This is a genomic window from Frankia sp. R43 (genome assembly GCF_001306465.1).
GTDB lineage: Bacteria > Actinomycetota > Actinomycetes > Frankiales > Frankiaceae > Parafrankia > Parafrankia irregularis.
Window position 1 is genome coordinate 1,372,090 of sequence record NZ_LFCW01000002.1, and the last position, 20,656, is coordinate 1,392,745.

Consider the following 20,656-nt stretch of genomic DNA (forward strand, 5'->3'; position numbering starts at 1 on the left):
ATCTCCGGAGCCTTCTGGAACACGATTTCATGGCTCCGAGACAGGCGGGATAAAACCCCGAAACATCGTGCACGGAGCATGAAAACCGCCGGTCGGGCGCCCGGCCGGCGGGGCTTCACGAATCCGGGCCGTGCCTCGGCACGCGGCGGCTCGTGGGCTCGTCCCGGCCCGACGGGGAGTCTCCCGGGACCGGCGCGCCGGGGGGAACGGAAGCGCCGCGGCATCGCGGCACAGCGGCAAAGCCACACCGGTGAGAGGTGCATCGTGCTCGTTCCCAACCAGGCCGCCGACGGCGGCACCCTCACAACCCTGTTCCGCCGTGCGCTGGAAGGCTGCGACGTGCGGCCCGGCGAGACGGTGGCCGTTCTCGGCAACGCCCAGTCGCCGCCGCTCTACCTGGAGACCACCGCGGCCGCGGCCGCGTCGCTGGGCGCCCGGGTCTTCACCGTCATGCTGCCGTCGATCACCCGATCCGCCGCCGCCGTCCCCGGGGTGGGCGAGGTGTACGGGCTGACCGGCCTGACCGGCCTGCGCCCGGTGGTCGAGGCGCTCAGGTCGGCCGACATGGTGGTCGACCTGTCGATCCTGCTGCATTCGGCGGAGCAGGAGGAGATCCTCGCCGCCGGCACCCGGATTCTCATGATCACCGAGCCGCCGGAGATCCTGGAGCGGCTGTTCCCGACGGACGACCTGCGCCGGCGGGTGCAGACCAGCGTGGCCATGCTCAGCGGGGGCAGCGAGCTGCGGATCACCTCGGACGCCGGCACCGACATCACCTTCGGCCTCGGCCAGTTCGGCGCCGGCGGTGGCTGGGGGCTCACCAGCGGCCCCGGCACCCACGCGCACCTCAGCGCCGGTCTCGCGGCGGCCTACCCGAACGAGGGCAGCGCCAACGGCCGGTGGGTGATCAACAGCGGCGACATCATCTTCCCGTTCAAGACCTACGTGAACGCGCCGATCACGATCGACGTCGTCGACGGGTTCATCCGCTCCATCGAGGGCCCCGGGGCGGACGCCGAGCTGTACCGGGACTACCTGGAGAGCTGGGGCGACCCCGAGGGCTTCGCGATGTCCCACATCGGGTGGGGTCTCAACGAGAAGGCCCGCTGGAACGCGCTGGCGCTGCTCGACCGCTCCGCCACCCAGGGCATGGACGGCCGCTGCTTCGCCGGCAACGTGCTGTTCTCCACCGGCCCCAACAACGAGGCCGGCGGCAGCCGGTTCACCCTCGCGCACTCGGACGTCCCGGTGCGCCGGTGCAGCGTGTGGCTCGACGGGCGGCAGATCCTCGACCACGGCCGTTTCGTCGTCGACGAGCTGCGGGTGGACGACGGGGCCGCCCGGCTCGGTGCCCCGCTCGTGGGCGCGCTCTGACCACCCGAGTGCCCGTTCGACCGCCCGGCTCGATCGCACGGCCCGGCGCGACTGCCCATCCCTGTCTCCGACTGCCCATCCCTGCCTGGAGGAGAGAACGTGACCGCGCAAGCCTTCGAAAGCCCCGCACCGGCCGCGTCCACCGGCGGGCCGCTGCTCGGGCCGCTGTCGTGGAACCTGGTGTACGTCGACGACCTCGCTGCCATGCGGGCGTTCTACGAGGGCGTCCTCGGCCTGCCGGTGAAGAACGCCTCGCCGTACTTCGCGGCGTACCACACCGGCGGCTGCACCCTGGAGCTGATGGCCCGCAAGGACAACGGGCCGGCCGCGGGTAGCCCGGCGCGGGGCTGGGACCGCAACCGCGTGCTGATGTCGTTCAAGGTCGAGAACATGACCGCGGTCGTCGCCGAGCTCACCCGGCGCGGCGCGACGCTGCTGCACGGCCCGTCACCGACGGTCTCCGCCGACGGGCTGCCCCCGGAGGGCCAGGTCGCGCAGTTCATCGACCCCGAGGGCAACATCTTCGAGCTCTGCGACGAGCCGCTGTTCTTCTGAGCTCCGCCGGGCTCGGCCGGGTCAGGCCGGGCTCCGCGAGCTCCGCTGAGCGTCTGCACCACCCATCTCGCCCCTTCGACCTCCCGCCGAGGAGTGATTACGTGAGCATCAGCGTTCCCGAGCAGGCCTCGGCGAGCGAACCGACCCAGACCCAGAGCCAGGCCCGGCACACCGAGCCGACCGCCGCGGGCATGGCCATGGCCAACGAGCTCGCCGAGCAGACCCGGGACCAGGTCGACCGGGTCGAGGCCCCGCCCCGCCGGGCCAGGCCCTGGCAGCGTTACCTGGAGGCGAACCTGGGCCTGCGCGAGTACTGGTATCCGGCGGCACTGTCCGACGCGCTGCCCGAGGGCGGCACCCACGCGGTGAAGATGCTCGGCGAGGAGATCCTGCTCGTCCGCAAGAACGGCAGGCTGTACGCGGTCGAGGACCGGTGCGCGCACCGCGGCACCCGTTTCTCCGAGCGCCCGCTGGTCCTCTCGGAGGACACGATCACGTGCTGGTACCACACGTGGACGTTCGACATGGAGAACGGCGACCTGCGCTGCATCCTCAACGAGCCGGAAAGCGCGCTGGCCGGCAGGACGGGCGTGCGCGCCTACCCGATCGTCGAGGCCAAGGGCCTGCTGTTCGTCTACATCGGTGACGAGGAGCCGCCGCCGCTGGAGGCGGACGTCCCGGCGAGCTTCCTGGCCGCCGACACGGTCATGCACTACGCCGAGCCGGGGATCATCCGGGCGAACTGGCGGCTGGCGCTGGAGAACTCGTTCGACCCGGGCCACCACTTCATCCACAACTGGTCGCCGTACGTCATCGAGTCGGGCTTCCCGATGACGTTCGGCTACGTGGCGAAGAAGGGCGAGGAGGCCGGCGAGACCACCTACGTCGTCGACGCCCCCGGCCCGAAGGGCTTCTCCCGCTGCACCGCGACCGCCGAGCTGATCTTCTCCGCGGTCATCCCGGGCAAGGACGGCCGCCCGGACACCACCTACACCGCGCCGGCGGCGGTCGGGAAGAGCCGGGAGGAGCTGATCTCCTCCTTCCTGGCGATGCCGCCGATCGAGGTCGGCATCTGGCTGCCGTCCTGCAACGAGACGGTGAACTTCCCGTCCGACATGATCACTTTTGACTGGCTGGTCCCGATCGACGAGAACCACACCCGCTCCTTCATGTTCGGCGCGAAGCCGTGTGCGACCGAGGAGGAGGCGGAGGCCTGGCGCGGGGAGACCGGCCACACCGAGTGGTACGTGCCCACCGTCGAGAAGTTCCTCATCGACGACAACAAGGCCCGGGAAAGCATGCAGACGTTCTACGAGAAGGAGAACGGCTGGGACCGGGAGCGGCTCTACCGCCCCGACCTGGAGATCACCATGTTCCGCAAGTTCTTCAGCGAGCACGCGCGGGACATCCAGACGCCCGACAAGCTGATCAAGCCGCGCAGCCGCCGGAACCCGACCCGAGGACGGTCCTGATGGCCACGGAACAGACCACCGCGGAGCCGATTCCCGGATCGCTGCTGGCCGGCAAGGTCGCCCTCGTCGTCGGCGGCACCCAGGGCATCGGCATCGGGATCGCGCGGGCCTACCTCGCCGCCGGTGCCCGGGTCGCCGTCGCCGGCCGGGACAAGGCCCGGATGGACGCCGTCGTCGAGGATCTCGCGAACGTCGCCGGGCCGGCGAACATCACCGGCATCCAGGTGGACGTCCTCGACGTCGCCGCGAACACCGCGGTCGTGCAGGCCTGCGTCGCCCACTTCGGCGGGCTGGACGTCTTCGCCGCCGTCGCCGGGGTGTTCCGCCCCGCCGAGCTGGTGGACGTCACCGAGGCCGACTTCGACGCGCAGATCGACCTCAACCTGAAGGGCACCTTCTTCGGTGTCCAGGCGGCGGCGCGGTACTTCCTCGCGGACCAGCGCCCCGGGAAGATCCTGACGGTGAGCTCGGTCGCCGGCAGGCGGGCGTTTCCCGGGTCGTCGGTGTACGGGGCGAGCAAGGCCGCCGTCGAGCACCTCACGAAGGTCTTCGCCGGCGAGCTGGCCCCACGGGGCATCAACGTGAACTGCCTGGTCCCGGGCAGCATCGAGACGCCGACGAACTGGCTGCTGAACAAGCCGGGCGCGGCCGAGGAGTCGGCCGCCGGCACGCCGGCGCGGCGCAACGGGCTGCTGGTCGACATGGGCGCCGCCGCGGTCTACCTCTCCTCCGGCGCGGCCGACTTCGTCCACGGCACCACGCTCGTCGTCGACGGCGGAGTCGCGGCCGTCGCCTGACCACCCCATCGCCTGACCACCCCGTCGTCTGACCACCCAGGTCCGTCGGTCGGTCTGCCCTCCCGGCCGGACCGGCGGGGTGGCTGCTTCCGTCCAACGCATCACAGAAAGAGGCCACCCGGCATGCCACTCGGAGCGATCAGCTGGAACCTCGTGTGGGCCCATGACATCAGCCTGATGACCGGCTGGTACCGCGACGGCCTCGGTCTCAAGGTGCTGTCGACCACCGAGCAGTCGGCGGTGTTCGACACCGGGCCCTGCATCCTCGTGCTCATCGGCCGGCACGACAACGGCCCGTCGGGCAACCCGGACCGCACGGGCTGGGAGCGTAACCAGGTCCTGTTCACCTTCAAGGTCGACGACATGGATGCCGAGCTCGCCGAGCTCGCCGAACGCGGCGTCGAGCCGATCCACGTCGCGCCGGTCGTCATCGACGGCATGGACGCCCCGCGCTGGCGGGTCGCGCAGCTGATGGACCCGGAAGGCAACATCGTCGAGCTGTGCGACGAGCCGGTTCGCTGGCACCCCCACATCTATGCCTGACCAGCCGCCTGTGCCTGACCAGCCGCCGGGGAATCCGAGCCCGAACCCGGCCGCGGAGCCGGGAGCGGGCGCGGGGGCGGCGCTCGCCGAGCTCGACCGGCTCCGGGCCCGGTTCGAGGCCTCCGGGATGGTCGGCCGGGTCGGCTGGGGTGAGGCACCGGCCGTCGTGGTCGTGGACCTGATCCGCGGCTTCACCGACCCCGCGTCGCCGCTCGGCGGCGACCTCGGTGACGTGGTCGAGGCGACCGGCGTGCTCGTCGCCACGGCCCGGCGGGTGGGCGTCCCGGTCTACTGGGCGGAGGTCGCCTACGCCCCGGACCTGAGCGACGCCGGGGTCTGGCCACGCAAGATCAGCGCCCAGCGGCTGCTCGTCGAGGGCGGCGAGTGGACCGGCCTGGACGCACGGCTCACCCGCCGGCCGGGGGAGCCGCGGGTGGTGAAGAAGCACGCCTCGGCCTTCCTCGGCACCGACCTGGCCGACCGGCTGCGCCGCGACGGCGTCGACACGATCCTCGTCGCCGGCTGCACCACCAGCGGCTGTGTGCGGGCCACGGTGGTGGACGGGTGCGGGCTCGGGTTCCGCCCCATCGTCGTGCGTGAGGCGGTCGGCGACCGCTCGGCGCTGGTGCACGAGGTCAGCCTGTTCGACCTGGATGCCAAGTACGGCGATGTGGAGGACCTCGCCGCGGTGCTCGACACGCTGCTGGACGGCACCCGCGACCGGGGCGCGGCGTGAGCCTGCCAGCCAGCTCACCGACCCTGCCCGCCGGGCCGGCCCGCGACGTGCTGGCTGGCGACGCGCTGGCCGGCGGGACGTCTGCCGGCCGGATGCCGGCTGGCGGGATGCCTGCCGGCGGGATGCCGGGCGGCGGGACGCTGCCCGGGCTGGTCGCGACGGCGTGCCGGGTGCTCGCGGCCGACGGCCAGGACCATTTCTGCTTCGGGCATGTGAGTGCGCGCGGGGCCGACGGTGGCCTGTTCGTCAAGGCGGTCGGCCCGTCGCTGGCCCGGGTCACCACCGCCCGGGTCGCCGAGATCAGCCCGGACGGATCACTGCGTACCCCCGGTCTGCGCCTGCACGAGGAGACCGCCCTGCACCAGGCCGTGTACGCCGCCCGCCCGGACGTCGGCGCGGTCGTGCACACCCATCCGCTCGCGGTGCAGAGCGCGACGACGCTCGGCCCGTTGCCGGACGGTGTCTTCAGCCAGGACGACGTGCCGTTCGCCGCCGGGCTCGCCTGGTACGACGACGCGGACCTGGTCGCCGACACCGCCCGCGCGCAGGGGTTCGCCACCTGCCTCGGCGGCGCGCGAGGCGCGCTGCTGCGGGCACACGGCCTGGTGACGGTCGGCGCCGATGTCGAGGAGGCCACCGCGCTCGCGCTGCTGCTGCACCGGGCGGTGTCGGTGCGGCTCGCGGCGATGGCGGTGGGCCGCCCGCGCCCGCTTCCACCGGTGACCCTCGACCGGCTCAGCGGCGCTTTCGAAGCTGGCCACCGCGGCCGGATGACCGCCATCTGGGCGGACGCCTGCGCCGGCATCGGAGCCGCCGCGGGTGACGGTGAGGGTGACGGGGAGGACCGATGAGCACGACAGCCGCGACACCCACGGACACCGCGACAACCACGACACCCGCGACACCCGCGACAACCGCGACACCCACGGACGCCGCGCCGCCCACGGCACCGAAGGCACCGCCGGCGGCGTCGCCCGCGACCACCCGGTGGGCGCACCCGACATCGCTCGCCGAGGCGCTCGCCGAGCTGGCCGTGCCGGGCAGCGTCCCGGCCGCCGGCTGCACCCAGCTCGCCTTCGCGCTGGCCGACCCGCGCCGTCGGCCCGGCCGGCTGGTGGCGCTCGGGGGCGTCCCGGAACTGTCCGCCATCCAGCAGATGAACTGGGCGGACGGCCGGGGGACGGTGGTGCTGGGCGCCGCGGTCACCCACGCCCGGGTGGCCGCCGACGCCGACCTGCGGGCGGCCGTGCCGCTGCTCGGAGACGTCTTCTCCCGCGTCGGCAACGTCCGGGTGCGGTCCGTCGCCACCGTCGGCGGTGTCCTCGCCGGTGCGGTCTACGCGTGGGACCCCCCGACGGTGCTGCACGCGCTCGACGCGCGGGTGCGCCTCGATGGCCCGAACGGGCGGCGCACGGTGGCCGTCGAGGACTTCTACCCAGCCGCGGGCACCACCGTGATCGAGCCGGGGGAGCTGCTCACCTCGGTGGAGATCGACGTCCCGCCGCCGGGGACGGTGAGCCGCTACCTGACGCTGAAGACCCGCTCGGCGGAGGACTCCTCGGCACTCGGGGTCGCGGCCGTGCTCGGCTTCGACCCGTCCGGGGTGTGCGTGCGGGCCCGGCTGGCGCTGGGCAGCGCGACGGACCGCCCTGTCACCTTCGCCGACCTCGACGCGCTGCTGCTCGGTGAGGGCCCCGGCTCCACCTCGGCGAAGGCCGTCGCCGACGGGTATGCCGACCGGGTGACCTGCGTCGACGACCTGCGCGCCGGTGCCGCCTACCGGGTCGAGATGGTCCGGGTCTACGTCCGGCGGGCGATCGCCGCGGCCTACGAGGCGGGTGCGGCGTGATCGACCCGCGGACGAAGGTCGCCGGTGGGCTGCCAATGCTCGCCGACCTCATGGACGTCGGCCCGGGCCTGCTGCACGCCCGGCTGCTGACCGCCCCCGTCGCGCACGCCCGGCTCGCCGTCGACACCGCGGCGGCCCGGCTGGTGCCCGGGGCCGCGGCGGTGTTCTCCGGCCGCGAGCTGGAGGCGGCGCTCGGTGGACGTCCGCTGCGCTTCGGCCCGGTGCTGCGCGACCAGCCGCCGCTGGCCGTCGAACGGGTCCGCTACGCCGGGGAGCCGGTGGCGGTCGCGCTGGCCACCGACCCGGATGACGCCGACGAGGCGCTGCGCCACGTCACCGTCACCTACGACCCGCTGCCGCTGGTCACCGACCCGGTCGCGGCGCTGGACCTGCCGCCGTCCGGTGCGGTGCTGCACCCGCGCGACGCCGAGCCGTCTGCGGCGTTCCCCGAGATCCGGCTGCGCCGGGAGTCGGGCAGCAACCTGGTCAACCACTTCGTCATCCGCAAGGGTGACGCCCCCGGCGCGCTCGCGCGGGCCGACCACGTCTTCACCGACACCTTCACCACCCCGGCGATGCACCACGGCGCGCTGGAGAACCACATCGCGCTGGCGGTGCCCGACGCGGAGCGGCTCGTCGTCTGGTCGGCGACCCAGACGCCGTACAAGGTGCGGGTCCAGCTCGCCGAGATGCTCGGCGTCGCGCTCGACCGGGTGGCCGTACGTACCCTCTACCTGGGCGGTGCGTTCGGCGCGAAGTGCTACGCGAAGATCGAGCCGCTCGCCGCCTGCCTCGCCCGGGCCATGGACCGGCCCGTCCGGGTCAGCCTGGACCGCTCGCAGAGCCTCACCACCGTCACCCGGCACGCCACCCGCTCCACGATCGAGACCGGGGTCCGCGCCGACGGCCGCATCACCGCCCGGCACGTCACCGCCTGGTTCGACGCCGGCGCCTACGCCGACATCAGCCCGCGGGTGATCAAGAACGGCGCGTACGGCTTCGGCGGGCCCTACGACATCGACGACATCTGGGTCGACGTGTACGCCGTGTACACCAACCGGCCGCCGGCCGGGGCGTTCCGCGGGTACGCCTCACCGCAGGCCGCGTTCGCCTACGAGGGCCAGACCGAGCAGATCGCCCGCCGCCTGGGTCTGGACCCGCGCCAGGTCCGCCGGGTGAACCTGCTGCGCGACGGCTCCCGCAACGTCACCGGCGAGTCGATGACCGACTGCCACTACGACACCCTCCTCGACGTCGCCGAGAACGCGTTCGGGCGGGAGCCGATCCGCCCGCAGTGGCCGGGACCCGAGGTGCGGGAGGCCCGCGGCCGGGGGCTCGCGCTGACGGTCAAGGGCACCAACACCCCGTCGGTCTCCCAGGCCGCGGTGCTGCTCAACCGGGACGGCAGCCTGCAGGTGCTGACCAGCACCGTCGAGATGGGCCAGGGAGCCCACCTGGCGCTGGCCCGGCTCGCCGCCGAGGCCCTCGGCATCGGTGAGCGGATGGTGTCGGTCAGCCTGCCCGACACCGACGTCACTCCCTACGACCAGCAGACCAGCTCGTCGCGGTCCACGATCGCGATGGGCGGCGCCGTGCGGGACGCCTGCCGGAACCTGCGCGAGCTGCTCGCCCGCCTCGCCGCGGACCACTGCGGAGTCCCCGTCGAACAGGTCCAGGTGGGGGGTGGCCGGGTCCTGGCCGGGACGGCGGCGTTCGGCTACGGCGAGCTGGTCACCGTGCTGCGCGCCGGCCAGCTGCGCTGCGAGGGCGAGTACGCGTCGACCGGCGGCCTGGACCACGAGACCGGCCAGGGCATCGCCTCGTCCCGCTGGCACCAGGCCAGCGGTGCCGCCGAGGTCGCCGTCGACCTGGAGACCGGGCGGATCCGGGTCCTGCGCTACCACGCCGCGGTCTGGGCGGGCCGGGTCGTCAACCCGGTGGAGGCCCGCATGCAGGTCGAAGGCGCGGTGATCCTGGGCCTGGGCTCCGTCCTCGGCGAGGAGCTCGGCCTCGACCCGGCCGGCGGCCAGGCGCAGCGTGACCTGCTCGACTACCGGATGCCCACGCTGAGCGACCTCCCCGAGATCACCGTCGACCTGCTCGGCGGGCCCGACGACGAGATCTACGGCCTGGGGGAGACCGCGGTGCCACCGGTCGCGCCCGCCGTCGCCGCCGCCGTCGCGGACGCGACCGGCGTCGTCCTCACCGACCTGCCGCTGCGCCCGGAACGGGTGCTCGCCGCACTGCGAGATCCAGGCCCGTGCCAGCGCCAGCGCCAGCACCAGCACCACCGTGACAGCTCCCCGGGCGACCGGGCCGACTACGAGAGGATCGCGCGTTGACGGCCAACGACGACCCGCGACAGCCGCTGCGCCTGGTCGTGAACGACGACGAGGTCGAGGTCCGCCCGCGTGGCCACCACACCCTGCTCGACGTGCTGCGCCGCGAGCTCGACCTGTTCGGCGCCCGTCCCGGCTGCACCGCCGGGGCCTGCGGCTCGTGCACGGTGCTGGTCGACGGCGCTCCGGCGAGCTCCTGCCTGCTGCCCGCCCAGGTGGTCGGCGCCCGGCCGGTGCGCACCGTCGAGGGACTGGCCCGACCGGGGGAGCTGCACCCCGTGCAGCAGGCGTTCATCGACCACACGGCGTTCCAGTGCTCGTACTGCACCCCGGGGTTCATCCTGACCGCGGTGTCGCTGCTCGAGCGGGAGCCGGACGCCTCCCGCGACCGCATCCGCGCCGAGCTGTCCGGAAACCTGTGCCGCTGCGGCAGTTACGTCAAGATCATGGACGCGGTGCTCGACGCCCGTGACCGGATGCGCGGCCACCACGACGACGGCACCCCCTACACGGGCCCCACCGCCGGCTACGCCCGCTCCTCCGCCTCCTCCGCCGCCACCGCGGGCGCGGGCGCGGCCCAGGCCCAGGCGGCCCACCCGTGACCCCCGAGGCGGACACCGCCCTCCGCGCTCGGGCCGTTGGCCAGCCCGGGATGAAGGCCTCCGGGCGGCGGGTGGACGTCGGTGACGCCCGAGACCGCACGATCGGGCGGTACCCGTACGTCATCGACCGGGTCCCGGCCGGCTGCCTGCACGCGGTGCTGGTGCGCAGCCCGCACGCCCACGCCCACCTGCGCTCGGTCGACGTCACCGCCGCCCGGGCCACCCGCGGTGTGGTCGCGGTCGTCACCGGCGAGGACCTGACCCGCTGGCAGGAGCAGCCGGACGGGCCCTTCCCCTACTACGGGCCGGTGCTGCCCGACCGGCCCGTGCTGGCCATCGGCCGGGTCCGGTTCGCCGGCGAGCCGGTCGCCGCGGTCATCGCCCGCGACGTCGACGCCGCCCGCGAGGCCGCCGCCACCATCACCGTCGACTACGACGTGCTGCCGGCGGTGTTCACCCCCGACGCGGCGATGGCCCCCGACGCCCCGATCCTGCACGAGCACGTGCCGACCCGGGACGTCATGACCTTCCCCGACCTCGTCCTGCACACCGACGACGGCGGCAACGTCTGCAACCACTTCAGGCTGCGCCGCGGCGACGTCGACGCCGGTTTCGCCGCCTCCGACCACATCCTCTCCCACGAGTTCCGCACCCCCCAGCAGCAGCATGTGCCGCTGGAGCCGCACGTCACGATCGCGACGGTGCGCGGTGACACGGTCGACATCCAGACGTCGGCCGCCTCCCCCTTCACCGTGCGCAGTCAGGTCGCCGAGACGCTGAGGCTGCCCGAGAGCCGGGTGCGGGTACGGGTGCTCAATGTGGGCGGTGCCTACGGGGCGAAGACGTACCCGCGGCTGGAGCCGCTCGTCGCCGTGCTCGCCTGGGCGGTGCGCGGCCGGCCGGTGCGCGTCGAGCTGACCCGGGCGGAGGAGTTCGCCACCGTCGCCCGGCACAGCTCGGTGGTGCGCATCCGCACCGGCTTCCGCTCCGACGGCACCCTGCTCGCCCGCCGGGTGGAGGTGCTGTGGGGCGCCGGTGCCTACGCCGACATCTCCCCGCGGACCATCAAGAACGGCGGCTACAGCTCCGCCGGGCCCTACGACATCCCGAACGTGTCGATCGACTCCTACGCGGTCTACACCAACACCACCCCGTCGGGCGGGTTCCGCGGGTACGCCATCCCCCAGGTGGCCTGGGCGTATGAGAACCACACCGACCTCATCGCCGAGCACCTCGACCTCGACCCCGCCGAACTGCGCCACCGTGTCCTGCTCCGCCCGGGGGATGCGTTCGCCACCGGGCAGACCATCGAGGACTTCCACCTCGCCGCCCTGCTCGACACCGCCTGCGACCGCATCGGCTGGAAACCCGGCCCGGCGTCCGCCCGGCGGGTCGTCGTCGCCCCCGGGATCGTGCGCGGCAAGGGCGTCTCGACCATCCTGAAGACGACCGTGACACCGTCGACGTCCACCGTGGCGCTCAAGCTCGACGAGGGCGCCAACCTCACCGTCGTGTGCTCCACGGTGGAGATCGGCCAGGGCGCGCGGACGGTGCTCGCCCAGCTCGCCGCCGACGCGACCGGCGTCCCGCTCGAGCGGGTGCACGTCACCTACCCGGACTCGGCCGTCACCGCCTGGGACCAGACCACCAGTTCGTCACGCTCGACGCTGATGATGGGCGTGGCCGTCGAACGCGCCGGAGAGCGGCTGCGCGGAGAGCTCGCCCGCCGCGCCGGTGCGCTGCTGGGCGTGCCGGCGACCACGGTGGACGTGCGCGCCGACCGCGTCCGCAGCGGCCTCGGCCCCGGCCTGAGCTACGCCGAGCTGATCTCCCGGGCGAAGCTCGGCGGCGTCACCGTCTCCGAGGTGCACGCCAGCGACGGGGGCCTGGACCCCGAGACCGGTCAGGGCGTCGTGACGCCGCACTTCTACCATGCCGCCGCGGCCGCCGAGGTCGAGGTCGACCTGGAGACCGGCACGGTGCGCGTCGTCGACCTGCACGTCGAGTCGTACGCCGGGCGAGTCATCCACCCCACCTTCGCCGAGCTGCAGTGTGAGGGGAACGTCGCGTTCGGGATCGGGCAGGCCCTGTCGGAGGCGATGGTCTGGGGCGGCGAGTCGGGGGCGCTGCTCAACGACAGCCTGCTCGACTACCGGATCCCGTCGGTGCGTGACCTGCCGGAGACGTTCACCGTCGGCATGACCGAGGACCCGGCCGGCCCGGACGGTGCCCGCATCCACGGCCTGGGGGAGACCGGCTCCCCGGCGGTGCCCGCCGCGATCGGCAACGCGGTCGCCGAGGCACTCGGCACCCACATCCGCGAGCTTCCCCTGCACCCGGAACGGGTCTGGAAGGCCGTCCGGGCCGCCGCCGAGCCGTCAGCCGGGACGTGACTCACCCGGGCATTCGCCTCACCCGGCATCACCCCCCGCCGCCCGGACGCGGTCATCGCGCCAGATGACCGCGGTGCGAGGCCCCGGGCTCACGCTGATGATGCCGTCAGCGGGCACTGCCCGGGATGTGGCGCCATCTGGGTGGTGGCCCCGTCAGTTGCCGTTCAGGTCGTCCGCGAACTCCTGGGCGCACTGGTCCTGCGCGGTCTGGCTGGTGCCGGCATCGTCCAGGCAGGTCTGGAGGTCCTGAACCTCGTCGGAGATCGCGACAACCGCGATCAGGAAGATCACGGCGAGCACCGCGCCGAGCGCGCCGGTGATGATGCCGGCCAGCGCCATGCCGCCGTTGGTGGCCTCCTGGCGCTTCGCCCGGCCGCGGCCGAGGAAACCGCAGATCAACGCTGCGACGCCGAGCAGGATTCCGCCGACGACGGTCCAGCAGGTCAGGATCGCGATCACGCCGAGGACCAGCGCTGCGACGCCGAGACCGTTGCGGGGCTGCACGCCACCGCCGTAGGGGCCGCCGCCGTGGGGGCCGTAGCCCGGCGGCGGGTAGCCCTGACCACCGGGCGGATAGCCGAATCCCGGCGCCGGCTGGTTACCCGGAGCAGGCGACGGATATGCCGGATAGCCCGGGTTCTGCGGGTAGGCGGAACCGCTGTTCGTGCCCTGGTCCGGGTATGGCGGGTAGCCCCCGCCCGGCCCGCCCTGGCCCGGCGCCGCCTGGCCCGGGTTCCAGGGGGATCCCTTGTCGTCGCTCACGTGTCGTCCGGCTCCCCTCGTCGCGCCGCCCTCACCATCGCCGTGCGGGCGGCATCCGTGCCGGAATCCAACCATCTCCGCATGGAGCCGGTCAGCTGACCGGAGGAGTTTGCCGCTGTCACCGGCGGCTGTCGGCGGTTGGTTGTCGCCGGGCCGACGTGAAGGCGGTGCCCGGCCGGTCGTCATCGTCCGCCGGACAATGCCGCCGCGCGGTGGTCTCCGTGCGGGCGGCGGCTTTCCGCATGTCGTCCACGGGCGGTGTGGCCGCGAGCGAGTGAATTTCGTATCAGGCTTCGAAAAAGTGGCGAATCGCGGTGGGTATGCCGTTGCGGTAGACTGGTCGTTCGTGGCGCCTTCTCCTGATTCTTCGGACGTTCGCCCTGATGCACGTGGCGTCAACACCCGCCAGCAGCTGCTCAGGGTGGCTGAGCGACTGTTCGCTGATCAGGGAATCGCGCGGACCTCCACTCGGCAGATCACGGCGGAGGCCGGCGTCAGTCGGGACGCGATTCATTATCACTTCGGCTCCAAGGCCGGGTTGGTGAGCGCGATCCTCGAGGCCCGGACAGGAGGGCTCCGCGTCGATATCGAACGAATCTTCGCATTGAACGTCCCGGATCGCGATGTCAGTTTTCGTGACATCGCGAACGCGATGGTCGTCGCCGCGAACGAGATGGCCGGCCACGAGACCGGCCGGTTCTACCATCCGTTCCTGATCGCGGTGATGAATGATCCGGAATACCAGCATCTCACCACGTCGAAGGCCACCCCGCAGAGCGAGGCGGTCGTCGAGCTCCTCACCCCGCTCACGCCAGGGCTCAGCGAGACGGAGCGTCTTTACCGGGTGGCGAGCGCGCTGTTGTTGGTGTTGTTCGGAACCGGTGACGGCGGAGTTGTCAAATGGGTCAGCGCGCAGGTCGAGACCACGCCGGGAAACCTTGCGACGATGTTGACTGATGTGGTGGCCGATGTGCTCTCGGGTCGTGGCTCCGCCGCCGGTGGCAGTCCGGTGGGCCACCGGTGGCGGCAGGGAGCCGGTGACGATGATTCCGTCGCGGCCGGTGACGCGGTGGTGGGAGCTTCTCCAGCCGCTGCGCGGTAGCGGCTTTCCGCATCCATATCCGCGTATCCGCCTATCCGTGTGTCCGCGATATCTGCGACCGCTGGTGAAGCGGTCCGTGAGCCGCCCGCACCACGCCGGTGCGGGCGGCTCACAGGGCCGGGCCGATGCCGCCAGCCCAACCGCCGGGCGTCATCCCTGTCGGATCACGCCGCGTTGCAGCGGCCGGGCTCAGTCCTCGATCGCGGAGACCCCGACCGGCGTGTAACCGCCTGGCTGGCCCTTGTCGTCCAGGGTCGCGACGAGCCCGCCGCGGACGCACACCGCGGGCTGCTCCGGGTAGGCCTTGCCGTTGCACCGGAAGCTCAGGCCCTCGGCGCCCGGCAGCTCCTGCGCCGGCATCGCCTTGATCGCGGCGGTGACGGACGCGGCCGTGACGTCCCCGGTGAGCTTCTCGACGGCCGCGCCGAAGGCGGCGACCACGGTGAACATGCTCATCGTGCCAGCCCGCCTGACGTCGATGTCGTGGCCGTAGGTGCTCACGACGGCCTGGAGCAGGCGGGTCGAGGGGTTGTCGGTGCCGATGGGTGCGGTCGCGCTGACGGACATCCCCCTGAGCGTGGACGCCGGCACCGCCTTGCGTGTCGCGTCGGTGATGCACAGCCCGATGGCGACCGTCGGGCCTTCATAACCGACAGCCCGCAGGCCGTTCAGCGCGCTGATGCAGAACGAGTCGCCCCCGATGATCGACACCACGCCCGGATCGCCGGAAGCGATGTCCTGCATCTGCGCCGTCATGTCGGCCGTCCCGGCGGGAACGGCGACGACGTCGAGGGTGAGGCCCTTCTCCTCGAACATCCGCGGTGCGATCGACTTGTAGAAGGCCGTGGCGGTAGGAACGTCGATGACGACTGCGGTCACCTTCCTGACGCCGGCCTCCTTGGCCTTGTCGGCGGGGAGGTTGATCTGGCCGAAGTACGGGTCGGTCAGATTGAAGGTCGTGTCAGCGTCCTTCAGCGGCCCGGTGGCGGTCGTGTTGGCGAACATGAGCGGGATCTTCGCCTGGTGCAGCGGTTCCCAGATGCTTTCCCCGACCGAGGATGATCCGACGACGACGGCGACGACGTCCTCCTCCACCATCCGGTTCGCGCAGTCGGTTCCCTTGCCCGGGTCGGCGAGTGTCTCGCACTTGACCAGGCTGATGGGGCGTCCTGCGATCCCGGAATGATGTTCGTTCAGGTAGGCGATCGTGGCGTCGGCCACCCGGCTTTCGTAGGCGAGGTCCGAGACCGGGCCCTTGCCGTCGGAGATGATCCCGATCCGCACCGGGTCGCCCTTCGCCGGAGCGGACGGCCCGAGCACGTCCGAGGCGTCGGCGGTGCCGGCACCGCTGGTGGCCGTGGTGCCGCCCGAGTCGTCGTCACCACTGCCGCAGGCCGCGACCGTGAAAAGGCTCGCGGATAACGCGGCCACCGCGGCTAAGCGCACTCGCGTTCGGTGTCGAGCCGCTCCGTGACTGGGCACGGTCGGGCGAGAGATCCTGGTGCGCTTCATGATTCAGCCAATCTGGGGGAGGTTGGTCGGAAAAGGTTCATCCGGCGCCGTCGAGAACGGCGTCGGTGTGCTCACCGAGCCGGGGCGCGGGGCGTGAGATCCGCCAGGGGGTGCGGGTGAAACGGTAGGGCGCGCCGGGGTGTGTCTCCTCGCGGCCGGTATGCGGGTCGGTGACCTTCGTGGCGAAGTCGCGGGCGACCAGGTGCGGGTCGTGGATGACCGCCTCCGGGGCGGCGACGAACCCGGCGACCAGGCCGCGGCGCTGGCAGCCCAGGAAGTACTCGTAGGCCGGGATCCGCTCGGCCAGGAGCACCATGGCGTCCCGGGCGGCGTTCCAGATCTGCTGCGCGATCGGATCCGTCCCGAGCTCCACGACACCGACCCCGCCACGCTCGACGCCCATCTCCAGCAGCACGGCGTCCGGGAAGTCGTCGCGGATCCCGACGAGGTCGATCCATTCGAGGATGGACGCGTAGTCCTCGGCCGCGCGTGGCGGGAAGCCGAGCACCACGTAGTTGCCGTCGGCGGCGCGGACCTGGGTCGGCGCCGTCGGCGTCACCATCGCGTGCCGTCCGGTCTGGCGCTGCACGACACCACCGTCGGTGAGCTGGTGGGTGGTGGCGGTCTCGCAGGAGACGTTCAGCGCCGCGTCGATGCTGACGTCGACGTGCTGGCCACGGCCGGAGACGGTGCGGTTCAGCAGCGCGGTGAGGGCGGCCGTCACCGCGAACATCCCGCCGACGTGCACGCTCTGGTTGCCGCCGCCGCGGACCGGCGGCAGCGAGTGGTCGTCGTAACCGCAGGTGAGCACCGGCCCCCCGCCGGCCAGCAGGGTGAGATCGGTGGTGGGGACGTCCGGGGGCGCGCCGCGCCGGCCGAAGGGTGTCACCGAGACCCAGACAAGCGACGGGAAGGAGGCTGTGAACGTCCCCGGGTCAAGCCGGAGGGCGGCGGTGACCTCGGAGCCGGGCATTCCCTCGATGAGGACGTCGCACTTCGCGAGCAGGTGGTGGAGGCGCTCGCGGCCGGCGTCCTCGGTGAGGTCGAGGACGATCCCGCGTTTGGAGGTGTTGTAGTGCCGCCAGTACAGGCTCGCCTCGGGCCCGGGCTGGTCGTCCGCGAACGGCCCCCAGGAACGGGTGGCCGCGCCGTGCGGTGGTTCGACGACGATGACGTCCGCCCCGAGGTCGGCCAGGAGCTTGCTCGGGTACGCGGAGAACTCCCCGGCGATCTCCAGGACCCGTAACCGGTCCAGCGGGCCGTTCATACGACGCCCTCCGCTGCCAGCTCACTCAGCTCGGCGTCGTCGACACCCAGCAGGTCACCCAGGACGTACCGGTTGTGCTCGCCGAGCCGGGGTGCGCCGCGACGCAGCGACCAGTCGCTCCCGGACAGATGCACCGGGATCCCGTCGACCCGGGCCGGGCCGATGTCGGGATGCTGGACCGTCGGCCACAGACCCCAGTCGGACGTCGCCGGCGTGCCGTCGGCGCGGTCAGCCGCCGTGCCGTCGATGCGTTCGGCCGGTGTGCGCACCGGGCTCGCCGGGATGCCGGCGGCGACCAGCCGGCCGGCGAGCTCGTGGTTGTCGAAGCCGGCGGTCCAGGCGGCCAGCCGGGCGTCCAGCGTGTCCTGGCCGGCGAGCCGGGCGGCCAGCGTCGCCAGTTCCCCGGCGGTCGCCCACGGCTGGCCGATCTCGCCCGCCAGCAGCCGCCAGTCGTGATCATCGCGGCAGGCCACCGCGATCCAGCGATCCTCCCCGCGGGCGGGGTAGATCCCGTGCGGCGCCATCGGGGAGTCGGCATCGCGGTTGGAGTCGACCGAGCCGGCGGCGCGGGGCGATCGGCCGTTCAGATGATGATCCAGGATGTCCGGGCCGGTCAGAGCGAGTCCCGCCTCGACGCCGGACAGGTCGACCCACTGCCCCTCGCCGGTTTGGTCGCGGTGCCACAGCGCGGCCAGGATCGCGACCGCCATCGCGTAGGCGCCCATGTGGTCCATGTACGAGAAGCCCCAGCCGGTCGGCGGATGTCCCGCCAGCCCCGCGGTGAAGGTGAGGCCGCTGACGGCCTGCACGATCGGCCCCCAGGTGCGGAAGTCCCGGTACGGCCCGGTGGCCCCGAAGCCGCTGTGCGAGACGTAGACGATGTCGGGCCTGATCTCCCGAAGCCGCTCGTACGGGAAGCCGAGGCGGGCGAACACTCCGCCGGCGAAGTTCTCGGTGACGACGTCCGACACGGCGATCAGCCGGGTGAGCAGCTCCCGGCCGCGCTCGGTGCGCAGGTTGAGGGTGATTCCCAGCTTCTCGGTGTTGTGGTTGTTGAAGGTGGCGCCGAACTCGATACCGCGGCGATCGTCGTGGAACGGCTGGGCCCCGCGGACGATGTCCCAGCCGCCCCTGGTCGCCGGGTCCTCGACCCGGATCACCTGAGCGCCGAACGCGGCGAGGAGCCTGGTGGAGCCGGCCCCGGCGAGCTGGCCGCTCAGGTCGCACACCCGGATGCGTCGTAACGCGTCCGACCGTGCTTCGAGGTCAGGTGGGCACCCCGCCCACCGGTCGACCGCTTCTTCCGCGGGTCCTGACGACGGTCCGACCACGCGCTGCCTCCTCGGTGTGTACCTCGGCGGATCTGCGGAGCCAGTTTCTATCAAGCGCTTGACAGAAAAGTCCATAGGTCTGACCCAAATGCAGGTACACATCCAGATATGTCCGATCCTGGCGGCGTCCCATCCGGAGTAGCTCCGTGACCGGCCACGCCGATGACCGCGGATCCGGTAGCCGTGAGCTGGGGATCGATTCACCTGTCGACTCGGCAATATGCTGGCGGCAGCGCCGAAGCGAGTCCGTTCTCGGTGATGTGTTGCGCCATCGGGGGGCGGCCGGCATGGAATCGCTGCGCACTGACGACCCGGCCCGCATCGGCCCGTACCAGGTGGTGGGGCGGCTGGGCGCCGGTGGGATGGGCCGGGTCTACCTGGGGCGCACCGCGGCAGGGAGACTGGCCGCGGTGAAGGTCATCCGGCCCGAGCTCGCCGACAGTCCTGACTTCCGCGCCCGGTTCGCCCGGGAGGTGGCCGCGGCCCGTGCGGTAGGCGGCCGCCACACCGCGGCGGTCATCGACGCCGATCTTGACGCGACGTCCCCGTGGCTCGCCACCGCCTACGTCTCCGGCCTGTCCCTCGCCATGACGATCAGCCGCCACGGACCGCTCCAGGAAGCGGCGCTGACCACGCTTGCCACCGGGCTCGCGGAGGCGCTGATCGCGATACACGACGCCGGCATCGTGCACCGTGACCTCAAGCCGTCCAACGTCATGCTGGCGGTCGACGGCCCCAAGGTGATCGACTTCGGTGTCTCCCGGGCCGCCGACGCCAGCGTGCTCACCAGGACCGGTGCGATGATCGGCTCGCCCGGCTTCATGTCACCCGAGCAGATGACCGGGGCCGAGGCGGGCGCGCCCAGCGACGTCTTCTCCCTCGGCGCGCTCGTCGCCTATGCCGCGACCGGCCGCGAGCCGTTCGGTGTCGGCCCGACGCCCGCGCAGGTGTACCGGGTTGTGCACGCCGAGCCGGATCTCGACGGGATACCCGGCGCACTGCGCGGGATCATCGCCGACTGTCTCGCGAAGGAGCAGGCCGCTCGGCCGACACCACGCGCGCTGCTGGCACGTCTGATCTCGGCCGACCAGGCGACGAAGGTGCTCACCGGTCCGACCTGGCCGCCAACCGTGCTCGCCGCCGCGCTGCGCGACGAGGACTCCATGGTGGCGACGGCGCTCGCGTCCTGCGTGACGGAGAACACGGAGCCCCTGGCCGGCGCCTCACCCACGCCCGCCCGACCCGGGGCTGCCCCGCCTGCCGACCGGGTGCCGGCCGGCTGGTCGCCGCGCCGATGGAGCCGCGGCCGACGGGGGCGCCTCGCAGCGGGGTTCGTCGTGCTCGCGGTGGCGGCCATGGTCACCGCGTCCGTGGTGGTCGCGGGAGGGAAGCCGGATCATCTGACCGCCACCGCGAGTGTCGGCGCGCCGCTCTCCACCGCCACTGCCGCTGCCTCCTTCTCTGCCTCCACATCTGCCTCCTCCTCGGCCGCCGCGGGCCCGTCGGTGACGACATCCGGTCCCACGGCGGCCGTCCTGTCCCCGTCTCCCTCGACAGCCCCGCCGGTAGACGGGCCGCCGCGGGCGAACAACGAGACCGTGCCCGGGACAGCCCGCGGCACGGCCCACGCAGGGACCAGCCAGCCCCCGACCACGCGCGATGAAACGCCGGCCGCGCCGGGGCCGCCGGCGCAGACCGCCGCCCACGTCTTCTCCTTCAGCGGCTCTCTCGCGCGCCGGCCATGCGCGGACGAGGGCGCTGTCACCTCAGGTCGTACGACGACGGGTGTCCGGGTGACCTTCGTGAACCAGAGCCCGGAACCCGTCCGGATCTACTGGCTGGACTTCTACGGCGCGCGGGTGAGCTACGCGCCCGTCGTCGCGCCGGGCGAAAGCTACAGCGCCAACTCCTACCAGCAGCATCTGTGGCTGATCGCCCGTGCGACCAGCTGCCTGACCATCGCCGACGCGGGCACAGCGGGGGGATCCCTCACGATCAGCTGACGCCATCCACGGTCCGCGT

17 protein-coding genes are annotated in these 20,656 nt (G+C 72.5%); 13 read left to right on the forward strand and 4 right to left on the reverse strand.

Annotated features, from left to right (window positions below; genetic code table 11):
- Positions 1 to 264: 264 nt before the first annotated feature.
- The 11 genes from ACG83_RS13540 (at position 265) to ACG83_RS13590 (ending at position 12,660) form a co-directional block, all read left to right on the forward strand.
- Complete coding sequence (locus ACG83_RS13540) at positions 265 to 1,374, forward strand: hypothetical protein (RefSeq protein ID WP_054566441.1); 1,110 nt, start codon at positions 265 to 267, stop codon at positions 1,372 to 1,374.
- Positions 1,375 to 1,473: 99 nt separating this feature from the next.
- Entirely contained in the window at positions 1,474 to 1,929 is a 456-nt protein-coding gene (locus ACG83_RS13545; protein WP_054566442.1) for a VOC family protein, read from the forward strand.
- 101 nt (positions 1,930 to 2,030) lie between these two features.
- Positions 2,031 to 3,401 carry a Rieske 2Fe-2S domain-containing protein gene (locus tag ACG83_RS13550; RefSeq protein WP_054566443.1) on the forward strand — a complete coding sequence of 457 codons (1,371 nt, stop codon included), beginning with the start codon at positions 2,031 to 2,033 and terminating at the stop codon, positions 3,399 to 3,401.
- Positions 3,401 to 4,198, forward strand: coding sequence for an SDR family NAD(P)-dependent oxidoreductase (locus tag ACG83_RS13555; protein WP_054566444.1), 798 nt, complete (start codon positions 3,401 to 3,403; stop codon positions 4,196 to 4,198). Before ACG83_RS13550 ends, ACG83_RS13555 begins: the two co-directional genes overlap by 1 nt.
- A gap of 123 nt (positions 4,199 to 4,321) precedes the next feature.
- A complete protein-coding gene (locus tag ACG83_RS13560) occupies positions 4,322 to 4,741 on the forward strand; it encodes a VOC family protein (protein ID WP_006541787.1) in 420 nt (139 codons plus the stop codon).
- Between the two features lie 127 nt (positions 4,742 to 4,868).
- Positions 4,869 to 5,477, forward strand: coding sequence for an isochorismatase family protein (locus ACG83_RS13565; RefSeq protein ID WP_054566631.1), 609 nt, complete (start codon positions 4,869 to 4,871; stop codon positions 5,475 to 5,477).
- A complete protein-coding gene (locus tag ACG83_RS13570; protein ID WP_054566445.1) occupies positions 5,474 to 6,328 on the forward strand; it encodes a class II aldolase/adducin family protein in 855 nt (284 codons plus the stop codon). The genes ACG83_RS13565 and ACG83_RS13570 overlap by 4 nt, the downstream gene beginning before the upstream one ends.
- On the forward strand, positions 6,325 to 7,326 hold the full coding sequence (locus ACG83_RS13575) for a xanthine dehydrogenase family protein subunit M (RefSeq protein WP_054566446.1): 1,002 nt from the start codon (positions 6,325 to 6,327) through the stop codon (positions 7,324 to 7,326). Before ACG83_RS13570 ends, ACG83_RS13575 begins: the two co-directional genes overlap by 4 nt.
- On the forward strand, positions 7,323 to 9,668 hold the full coding sequence (locus tag ACG83_RS13580) for a xanthine dehydrogenase family protein molybdopterin-binding subunit (protein WP_054566447.1): 2,346 nt from the start codon (positions 7,323 to 7,325) through the stop codon (positions 9,666 to 9,668). Before ACG83_RS13575 ends, ACG83_RS13580 begins: the two co-directional genes overlap by 4 nt.
- Positions 9,665 to 10,267 carry a (2Fe-2S)-binding protein gene (locus tag ACG83_RS13585; protein ID WP_054566448.1) on the forward strand — a complete coding sequence of 201 codons (603 nt, stop codon included), beginning with the start codon at positions 9,665 to 9,667 and terminating at the stop codon, positions 10,265 to 10,267. Before ACG83_RS13580 ends, ACG83_RS13585 begins: the two co-directional genes overlap by 4 nt.
- Positions 10,264 to 12,660 carry a xanthine dehydrogenase family protein molybdopterin-binding subunit gene (locus tag ACG83_RS13590; RefSeq protein WP_054566449.1) on the forward strand — a complete coding sequence of 799 codons (2,397 nt, stop codon included), beginning with the start codon at positions 10,264 to 10,266 and terminating at the stop codon, positions 12,658 to 12,660. Before ACG83_RS13585 ends, ACG83_RS13590 begins: the two co-directional genes overlap by 4 nt.
- A gap of 153 nt (positions 12,661 to 12,813) precedes the next feature.
- On the opposite strand, the gene ACG83_RS13595 is transcribed toward ACG83_RS13590, so the two are convergent.
- Positions 12,814 to 13,422 carry a DUF4190 domain-containing protein gene (locus ACG83_RS13595; protein ID WP_054566450.1) on the reverse strand — a complete coding sequence of 203 codons (609 nt, stop codon included), beginning with the start codon at positions 13,420 to 13,422 and terminating at the stop codon, positions 12,814 to 12,816.
- A gap of 109 nt (positions 13,423 to 13,531) precedes the next feature.
- Between ACG83_RS13595 and ACG83_RS13600 the strand changes: the two genes are divergently transcribed.
- On the forward strand, positions 13,532 to 14,524 hold the full coding sequence (locus ACG83_RS13600; protein ID WP_235497867.1) for a TetR/AcrR family transcriptional regulator: 993 nt from the start codon (positions 13,532 to 13,534) through the stop codon (positions 14,522 to 14,524).
- A gap of 189 nt (positions 14,525 to 14,713) precedes the next feature.
- Here the strand turns inward: ACG83_RS13600 and ACG83_RS13605 are convergent, their stop codons facing one another.
- The 3 genes from ACG83_RS13605 to ACG83_RS13615 are packed head-to-tail and all read right to left on the reverse strand — an operon-like array spanning position 14,714 to position 18,634.
- Complete coding sequence (locus ACG83_RS13605; protein ID WP_054566452.1) at positions 14,714 to 16,036, reverse strand: ABC transporter substrate-binding protein; 1,323 nt, start codon at positions 16,034 to 16,036, stop codon at positions 14,714 to 14,716.
- 37 nt (positions 16,037 to 16,073) lie between these two features.
- Positions 16,074 to 17,303, reverse strand: a complete 1,230-nt coding sequence (locus ACG83_RS13610) for a CaiB/BaiF CoA-transferase family protein (protein ID WP_054566453.1) — start codon at positions 17,301 to 17,303, stop codon at positions 16,074 to 16,076.
- Positions 17,300 to 18,634: a CaiB/BaiF CoA-transferase family protein gene (locus tag ACG83_RS13615; protein WP_054566454.1), complete on the reverse strand. Its 1,335-nt coding sequence runs from the start codon at positions 18,632 to 18,634 to the stop codon at positions 17,300 to 17,302. The genes ACG83_RS13610 and ACG83_RS13615 overlap by 4 nt, the downstream gene beginning before the upstream one ends.
- Before the next feature lie 287 nt (positions 18,635 to 18,921).
- Between ACG83_RS13615 and ACG83_RS13620 the strand changes: the two genes are divergently transcribed.
- The gene (locus tag ACG83_RS13620) at positions 18,922 to 20,637 is read left to right on the forward strand and encodes a protein kinase (RefSeq protein ID WP_054566455.1); all 1,716 of its coding nucleotides are present in this window, start codon (positions 18,922 to 18,924) and stop codon (positions 20,635 to 20,637) included.
- Positions 20,638 to 20,656 lie beyond the last annotated feature (19 nt).

What these genes read in the sequence shown, in the direction of transcription:
- ACG83_RS13555 (WP_054566444.1), top strand. Translation starts at nt 3,401, where the DNA reads ATGGCCACGGAACAGACCACCGCGGAGCCGATTCCCGGATCGCTGCTG.
- ACG83_RS13560 (WP_006541787.1), top strand. Translation starts at nt 4,322, where the DNA reads ATGCCACTCGGAGCGATCAGCTGGAACCTCGTGTGGGCCCATGACATC.
- ACG83_RS13565 (WP_054566631.1), top strand. Translation starts at nt 4,869, where the DNA reads ATGGTCGGCCGGGTCGGCTGGGGTGAGGCACCGGCCGTCGTGGTCGTG.
- ACG83_RS13575 (WP_054566446.1), top strand. Translation starts at nt 6,325, where the DNA reads ATGAGCACGACAGCCGCGACACCCACGGACACCGCGACAACCACGACA.
- ACG83_RS13605 (WP_054566452.1), bottom strand. Translation starts at nt 16,036, where the DNA reads ATGAAGCGCACCAGGATCTCTCGCCCGACCGTGCCCAGTCACGGAGCG.
- ACG83_RS13610 (WP_054566453.1), bottom strand. Translation starts at nt 17,303, where the DNA reads ATGAACGGCCCGCTGGACCGGTTACGGGTCCTGGAGATCGCCGGGGAG.
- ACG83_RS13620 (WP_054566455.1), top strand. Translation starts at nt 18,922, where the DNA reads ATGGAATCGCTGCGCACTGACGACCCGGCCCGCATCGGCCCGTACCAG.